The 8,081-nt window shown below is 41.5% G+C and carries 8 protein-coding genes; all 8 read left to right on the top strand.

Translation table 11 applies throughout. The features are described 5' to 3' along the window. Nucleotides 1-112: 112 nt before the first annotated feature. The gene (locus tag AB5Z52_RS15125) at nucleotides 113-1,237 is read left to right on the top strand and encodes an IS256 family transposase (RefSeq protein ID WP_137264883.1); all 1,125 of its coding nucleotides are present in this window, start codon (nucleotides 113-115) and stop codon (nucleotides 1,235-1,237) included. A gap of 499 nt (nucleotides 1,238-1,736) precedes the next feature. Further along, nucleotides 1,737-2,420 (top strand): glycerophosphodiester phosphodiesterase, encoded by a 684-nt coding sequence (locus AB5Z52_RS15120; RefSeq protein WP_137264884.1) that lies wholly within the window; start codon nucleotides 1,737-1,739, stop codon nucleotides 2,418-2,420. After that, complete coding sequence (locus AB5Z52_RS15115) at nucleotides 2,383-3,222, top strand: ABC transporter permease (RefSeq protein WP_137264885.1); 840 nt, start codon at nucleotides 2,383-2,385, stop codon at nucleotides 3,220-3,222. The genes AB5Z52_RS15120 and AB5Z52_RS15115 overlap by 38 nt, the downstream gene beginning before the upstream one ends. A gap of 15 nt (nucleotides 3,223-3,237) precedes the next feature. Beyond that, nucleotides 3,238-4,215 carry an ABC transporter ATP-binding protein gene (locus tag AB5Z52_RS15110; RefSeq protein WP_368243939.1) on the top strand — a complete coding sequence of 326 codons (978 nt, stop codon included), beginning with the start codon at nucleotides 3,238-3,240 and terminating at the stop codon, nucleotides 4,213-4,215. Continuing rightward, nucleotides 4,212-5,378, top strand: a complete 1,167-nt coding sequence (locus tag AB5Z52_RS15105; RefSeq protein WP_368243942.1) for an extracellular solute-binding protein — start codon at nucleotides 4,212-4,214, stop codon at nucleotides 5,376-5,378. Before AB5Z52_RS15110 ends, AB5Z52_RS15105 begins: the two co-directional genes overlap by 4 nt. Beyond that, nucleotides 5,375-6,289, top strand: a complete 915-nt coding sequence (locus tag AB5Z52_RS15100) for an ABC transporter permease (protein ID WP_137264888.1) — start codon at nucleotides 5,375-5,377, stop codon at nucleotides 6,287-6,289. The genes AB5Z52_RS15105 and AB5Z52_RS15100 overlap by 4 nt, the downstream gene beginning before the upstream one ends. A 36-nt stretch (nucleotides 6,290-6,325) precedes the next feature. After that, nucleotides 6,326-6,820 (top strand): hypothetical protein, encoded by a 495-nt coding sequence (locus AB5Z52_RS15095; protein ID WP_137264890.1) that lies wholly within the window; start codon nucleotides 6,326-6,328, stop codon nucleotides 6,818-6,820. Then, on the top strand, nucleotides 6,801-7,796 hold the full coding sequence (locus tag AB5Z52_RS15090) for a CehA/McbA family metallohydrolase (protein ID WP_368243946.1): 996 nt from the start codon (nucleotides 6,801-6,803) through the stop codon (nucleotides 7,794-7,796). Before AB5Z52_RS15095 ends, AB5Z52_RS15090 begins: the two co-directional genes overlap by 20 nt. Nucleotides 7,797-8,081: the final 285 nt, after the last annotated feature.

Below are 8,081 nucleotides of genomic sequence, written 5' to 3'. Positions count from 1 at the left end.
TTTTTAATACCTAAAATAAAAATGGGGCTGAAGAATCAATTCTGATTCATCAGTCCCATAAATTATAGAGCCTTTTTATTTTTCTAAAATAAGATCAAGAGGTGATTACACGATGGCTAGAAAGAAAAGAAATCCTGATGCTGAGAAGTTAGCTGAATCCATTTTGAATACTTATCAACCCGAATCTGTAGAGGATATGCAAGATGTTTTAAAAGATGTGTTTGGTCCCTTATTTGAAAAAAGGATTCAAGGAGAATTGAATAACCATTTAGGGTATGACGCCCATTCTAAAGAGCCAAAGAAACATGACAATCGACGAAACGGTTATGGCAATAAGACGCTTAAAACGAGCTTTGGTAAAGTAAACATTGATGTTCCCAGAGACCTGGAGGCTTCTTTTGAACCTGAGTTGATTCCTAAGAGAAAACGAGATGTCTCCGACATCGAAGGTAAGGTTCTTTCCATGTATGCACGAGGAATGAGTCAATGCGATATCGCCGCAACCGTTGAAGATATTTACGGCTTTGATATTTCCCACGAAATGATTTCTGATATCACGGATGCCGTCCTTCCTGAATTGGAAGAATGGCAAGCTCGGCCATTAGCCAAGTGTTATGCATTTCTATTCGTTGATTGTATGTACGTCACTTTACGCGAAAACTATGAAGCTAAAGAATATGCTGTGTACACCATTCTTGGCTATGATCTTAAAGGAAACAAGGAGATTTTAGGCCTATGGCTCAATCAAACAGAATCTAAAAATCGCTGGATGCAAGTATTTGATGAACTGAAAGTACGTGGTGTAGAAGATGTTTTTTTCATTTCGATGGACGGTGTTTCCGGTCTCAAAGAAGGCGCAAAAGCAATTTTTCCTTCTGTCATTGTGCAGCGCTGTATTGTTCATCTTGTTCGAAATGCGTTACGATACCTCCCAAGTAAGGATTATAAGGAAGTCTGTCGAGACATGAAAAAATTCTACAGTGCTTCTTCTTTAAACGCTGCACACGCTGCCTTCGACAGTTTTCAAAATCGGTGGTCTCATTATTCTGGTGCAGTAGATGTATGCAAACGAAACTTTTCTCATGTTGAACAACTCTTTGATTATGGCAGCGCCATTAGAAAAATCATGTACACTACTAATGCAGTTGAAAGTATTCACTCTAGCTTCAGAAAAGTCACAAAAAAGGGAGTGTTCTCTAATGAGAATGCGCAGACTGTAGACAAAAGCTGTCTGTGAGGACAGCTTTTTTTGTGGGCTAGGCATAGCAAAAAGGGGTAGTGACAGTCCACTGGGAGGGTGCACATCGACCAATCGCTAGAGAAACGCAAGGTGGTATTTGTGAGAAGATGACGGAAGAAATCCTGTATCAAAGACTTGGTTCAACGAGCAGAAATCTGATAGTAAGTCTCGGTCATTCAATGGGAATAAGCCATTGAACACCTTGATGGTATCCTGCAAGAAAGAACCTCAAGGACTTTCAGCAAGAAGAAGGAATAGCTGAAAACAAAAAAAGGTGTAGTAGGTTAAAAGCGGGGAATGTAGAACTACTTAATTGGTGAAACTAGCTAGAAGGGCAAAATCGACGATTCATGAGTTCGTAGGAAGGAGCATGCAAGATTTACAACTAGTTTACTGAAAAAACGCAGGGAATTTACAAGTAATTAACAAGAAATTAACGCTTCATCGGTATAGTGGACGTGTGGGAGAAAATCACGGAATTAAAGGAGGGGTCAAAATGACCATGATCACCGCACACTCTGGTAGTGACAATACGGAGGAGAATAGCTGGGCATTTCTTCGCTTTTGTTTGGATCGCCAGCTTTGTTTTGAAGTAGATGTGCGTCAGCAAACAGATGGTACGCTAATACTAGCCCATGACAGGCAAGAAGTTGTCCCAGATTCGGTAACCCTTGAGCAGGTGTTTCAAGCAGTGGCCAATGAGAAGGCAACCATGACCATTAACTGTGATTTAAAAGAAGAGGGATTGGAAATGGCCGTTTTTTCGCTGGCACAAACCTATCAAATCTGGCCACAAATTGTTCTTAGTGGCTATGTACAATTATCTTGGGCCGCGATTTGGGGAAAGCATATATTTTATAATATTGAAAATCAGTTCGAAGGAAAAAAACTTGGGGATATTACCGAAGCAGATTTGATCGACACCTTACAGAAATTAGCCTATCAAAGCGTTCAAATCGTCAATATTCATGAAGGATGGTTAACTGAGTTGGCCCGTGAAGTGGGGCAGCAGCTAGGATTGACATTTTCTGTTTGGACAGTCAATGAACTAGAAACGATTGAGTACCTTGCGCGCTGTGGTGTTTATAATATAACCTCACGTTGTGCATGGGCCTATTTATGGAAGAAAGGAGCAAAAAGTCATGCTGAAATACTTGAATCCCAAGCGTCTTTATCATAGTTTTGGGAAAAGATATTTCTGGAATTTTTTCCTTTTTGCTTGTTTTCTCTTGTTTTTTTACAGCCCATTGTTAAATACCTTGATGCTAGCTTTTGCGGATACCTATCAAGTTCCCCATGTTTTCCCGACGAAGTTTGGGTTTGAATGGTGGAAATATATTTTTAGTCAAGATGATTTGTTGCAATCAATTATGAATTCCTTTGTGATTGCGGTTTTGGCAACGGCAATTTCCCTCGTGATTTGTACCCCTGCTGCATATGCCCTTGCTCGCTTTGAATTTAAAGGAAGAAGTTTCTTCTTGTTTTCCTTTTTACTCTCGAATGCGTTCCCGAAAATTGGGCTGTATACGGCTTTAGGTATTTTGTTCTATCGCTTTCAACTTATGGGAACCTTAGCTGGCGTGCTGATTGTTCATATATTAAACACGATGATTTTTATGATCTGGATTCCTGTTAGTTCGTTTCAAACAATTCATCAACAACAAGAAGAGGCAGCCAGAGATGTTGGCGCCGGTCCTTTTCGTACATTTCTAAAAGTAACGATGCCAACCGCGATTCCAGGTATTTCTGTTGCATCCATGTATACCTTTTTAGGTTCGATGGAAGAGGCCCAAGGCACTTTGCTAGTCGGGTTCCCTGAAATCAAAACAATGGCTACCTCGATGTATAGCGTAATTTTGGACTATCCACCAATGGCAGGCGCTGTCTTTTCTCTGTTGCTTCTATTGCCGACAATTTTGATTATTTGGCTTTGTCGAAAAATTTTCGGAAAAGATATTTTTTCTGGTGGGATGTCACTGTGAAACAGGAGGAACGAAATGGCAATGGAAAAGGTACAAATACAAAAAATGAGTAAAACCTATGAAAATGGCGATGGGGTAAAAGCCATTGATTTAACGATCCATGAAGGGGAAATTTTGACCCTTCTAGGACCATCAGGTTGCGGGAAAAGTACGATTTTACGATGCTTGGGGGGCTTCCAACCGATTGACGAAGGACGGATTTTAATCGATGGGGAAGATGTCACCACGACGCCGCCAGAAAAACGGCCTACCTGCATGGTATTTCAGAGCTACAATTTATGGAATCATATGACCGTGTATGAAAACCTGGCCTTTGGTTTAAAGTTAAGGAAGCTTCCAAAAGGAAAGATTAAAGAGCAAATTTCTGACATGCTGACCTTACTAGGGTTACCAGATGTTGCAAAAAAATTTCCTAATCAGCTTTCTGGCGGCCAACAACAACGGATTGCAATTGGTCGCTCCTTGCTATTGGATCCATCTGTTTTATTACTAGATGAGCCATATTCGGCTCTAGATGCCCAAATTCGGCAGCAGATGCGAGAAGAGCTAAAACGAATTCAAAAAGAAACTGGTGTGACGGTCGTCTTTGTGACCCACGACCAAGAAGAAGCAATGGCGCTATCCAATCGCATCGTGGTGATGGAGCAAGGGAAAATTGCGCAAATCGGGACGCCGTCAGAGATTTATGATGCACCAAGGAGTCGCTATATTGCTTCGTTTATCGGAGAGATGAACTTTTTAAAAGAAAATAATGGCTTAGAAATTGCCTTTCGTCCAGAGGATGCGCTCCTTTCTGATACTTCTGGAACCTATCAGGGACAGATCAAACAATTGATGCCAGTAGGTCATTATAGTGTTGCGACCATCTTGTATCAACGGCAATTACTGAAGATTTATTTAGCAAAAGGTGACAGCAACAAATTTGAAGAAGAGCAACAGGTGTACTTTACAATCCAAAAATCAATCACGTATCAGGAGGAAAAAGTAGGATGAAAAAGATGGGGAAAGTAGTAGCTGGGGTAGTAAGTCTTGTGGCAGCGTCAATGGTATTTAGCGGATGTGGGACGAGTCAAGCAAGTAAAACTGCAACAGAAAAGGAAACAGTAACTCTATGGGCAGGTGGATCGGACAATGTCAAAGTTGGAATGGACAAAATTGTCGATGCCTTTAATGAAAGTGAAGCTGGCAAAAAGTATGAGCTGAAGTTACAGTTTATTTTATCTGGTACAGGGACGCAAAGCTTAATGGATCGGATTGTTGCAGCGAAAAAAACCGATCAAAAGGATACAGATTATGACTTGATTCTGGCTTCCGATGCTGACTATGCGACCTATGTACAAGAAGGTGGAGAGGATATTTTTACGCCATATGACGCAGCCAACATCCCTAATTTAGAAAATGTGAAAACACAAGTATCAGACGGTGAAGGAGTTTTGGTACCATATCGTGGAACGACGGTTGTCTTGGCCTACGATTCAAGTAAAGTAACGAATCCTCCAAAAACAGCAGATGAGTTATACCAATGGATTCACGACAATCCAGGACAATTTGCTTACAACACGCCAGGATCTGGCGGTGCCGGTGGAGCATTCGTTCAAACGGCTATCTACAATTTCTTGCCAGAAGAAGCACTATCCTCGAGTGATACCAAGTGGGAAGAGCAATGGCAATCAGGCTTTGATTTATTAGCAGAGTTGCATCCAGATTTATACCAATCTGGTGGAAAAGTTATTTACCCAAATAAAAACCAAGGGACCCTTGATTTGCTTGTAAATGGTGAGGTCTCAATGATTCCTGCATGGGCAGATATGTTGGTTACCAACTTGTCAAATGGCACTTTGCCTAACACGGTTAAAATGACACAAATTACCCCTGGGTTTACTGGAAATGTCGATGCTCTAGCTATTCCATCTGTTGGCTCTAATCCGGAAGGGGCACAGGCTGTTATGAACTTTATGCTAACGGAAGATGCACAACAAATCTTGTTGGATTCGATGGCAGCAATTCCAGTTATTGATAGCAGCAAGTTGTCTTCTGACAATTCTAAGTACTTAGAAGGCTTAGATATTAGTTCATTTAGAACGAGCAGTATTGGCGCATTAGGCAATTCCTTAAATGAACGTTGGGATCAAGAAATTGGCACACTTTCAAAATGATGCAAGAACTCAAAAACAAGGAATCCTTTGAAACAACCGGAGACAAGCCACGGATAAAAGCGGGATTTTGGAAGAAGCATGGACCTAAGCTGATCCCTTACCTCATGATTTTTCCAGCTTTTAGCATGGTGATGCTGTTTATTGTGTACCCTGTCTTGACTACTGTGGTTCGTAGTTTTCAAGATGGGGAAACAAAGGCCTTTACTTGGGAAAATTACACATATTTTTTAACGGACCCAATCCAGTTGGATAATCTTTGGTATACCTTGGAAATTGTCATTATTACCGTGATTTTCTCATTGGTATTTGGTTACGGGTTAGCTTTATACATCCGCTTTAAGAAAAATCAGTTTAGCCGATGGATGAGTGTGCTGAATATGGTGCCTCGTTTTGTCCCTGGACTAGTGGCAGTGTATGCTATGACAATGGTGATTCGGGATGCGGGAGTGATTAATCGAATAAGTCAGTGGTTTGGTCTTAATTTTAAACCAGGGTTAATGTTTAATGAACGGGGAATTATTTTAATGAATCTTTGGTTCAACATTCCATTTGTTACACTGTTGATTCTGGCGGGACTCTCGGCTATTCGGAATGCGTCGATTGAAGCCGCTAAAGACATTGGCGCCTCAAAATGGCAGATATTTTTAAAAGTGATTCTACCGAACACATATAAAGACATTGTGGTGGCGATGACCTTTGTCTTTATGGGAAATGTTGGCTCCTTTACGACACCATTTTTGATGGGAGGAAATCACCCAAAAATGTTGGGAATTGCGCTATATGACCAATTCAACAGCTACATGGATTATGAGCGTACCTCTGCGCTTTCGGTGATTATGTTCTTGATTTGTTCCGTGTCAGCGGTTGTCTATATCGTAACGAATCTGAAAAAGGAGCAGGCTCGGCGCTAGCCATGCCGCAGCAATGTAAAAAAGAAAGGTGAGATGATGAGCAATCAGCCAGATAAGCAGGAAACGGTCATATTACAGGAACGTTATCAACTAGGGAAACGACACCATCAAACGCATATAAAAGTTCCCTTTGTCGTGACTGAAGCCTACGAGTATATGAGGATTCAATTTTCCTATGGGCCTCAAATTGTTGACAACGAAGAAGCGAAGCCATACTTGGAACAAGCGTTGCTCCGATATTTTACACCAGAGGAGCAAACAGATGGAAAATGGCAGGATTTTTTGCCCTTAGTGAACCTATTGACGCTTTCGGTTTCTCAAGAGGGACATTATTTAGGCTGTTACCACCATAAGGCAGCAACCCAAGAAATCTATTTATCTGCTAAAACCAGCTCATTGGGGTTTGAACGTGTGTCTCCGACTCCTAGTTTCTGGGAGTTACAGATTAGTTTGCATTGTATGCTTTCTAGAAAAGGCTTTGCAGAAATTTGTGTGATTGGAGGTCAGCAGGATGAAGTATTATCCCATTGAATTGCATGCCCATACGTGCCATAGTGATGGCGATTTTTCTATTCATCAATTGATACAAGCTGCCAAAGAGGAGCCTTACCAAGTGTTGACCGTCACGGATCATAATACCTTTGCACCATATGCACAATGGCGACAAGAAAAGATGGAACAAAACCAGCAGGATGATTTTGATGGCAATCTCCTAGTTGTACCCGGTATCGAGTGGACAACTTTTTATGGGCACATGCTGGTGATTGGAGCAAATCAAGTGATTGACTGGCGCCAAGCACAAAAAAGAAGCCTTGATCCACAATTGCGTCAAATCAAGGCGGCTCAGGGAATTGTGGGGATTGCGCATCCTTTTTCAATTGGCAGCCCTATTTGCACAGGATGTCACTGGGATTTTCACATTGAAGACTATAGTTTAGTGGATTTTATCGAAGTATGGAATCGTACCACACCAGATGAAAATTATTGCAGTCAACTGGCTTATGAATGGTGGACCTCGTTGCTGTTACAAGGAGAACGTATTTCTTGCAGTGGGGGTAGAGACTGGCATCGAATGGAAGCTCCTTCCGAAAACACGGCAATCAGTTATATTGGATTGAAAACCTTCACGCTAACGGAGGTTTATCAAAGTCTCCGCCAAGGGAATTTCTATATTTCCTTAGGACCAGTGATGGAGCTATCTTTCCAGCAAGCCCATCAGAACTATTACATGGGGGATAATCTCCTGCCAGAGAGCGGGATTTTACAGATTATGGTACAAGACACCCCACAGCCTCGTTTACAAGCCTTTGGGTTTGACCCTAAAACAATTCGCGTGATTCAAAATGAACAGGTGGTCGCCGAAAAGAAACTGACCAAAGGGGAGCCTTTGTGGGTAGCACTAGAGCTTGTTCCTGGATATCTTCGAGTTGAAGTGCTAGGTACCGCCAAGGGGCAGAAAAATCAACGTCTGATTCTCAGTAATCCTTTTTATATTCAAGAGAGCTAGAAGTTGCTACGTAAAGAAACAACAACCAACATCATCCTAGAGAGGCTGCTGGCTCTTCGATTTAGTGTTGGTAGAGAGATACAACTGAAAATTTAGTCATAACCAGTTAGCCAGAGTGCTTAACTGGTTTTTGGGCTCTTTGTCAATAAGGACTGATGAGTTGTGCAAAATCAAATCCGGGTCAGAATGAACCACATTCTGGTTCAGATTTTTGGCTCTTTGTCAATAAGGACTGATGGGTTGTACAAAATCAAATCTGGGTCAGAATGAACCTCATTCTGGCTC

The organism is Enterococcus sp. RTP21361st1_A6_RTP21361_211029, assembly GCF_040910045.1.
Taxonomy (GTDB): Bacteria; Bacillota; Bacilli; order Lactobacillales; family Enterococcaceae; genus Enterococcus_D; species Enterococcus_D gallinarum.
Note: the sequence above shows the minus strand (reverse complement) of the source record. Positions and strands in the feature narration are given on the sequence as shown.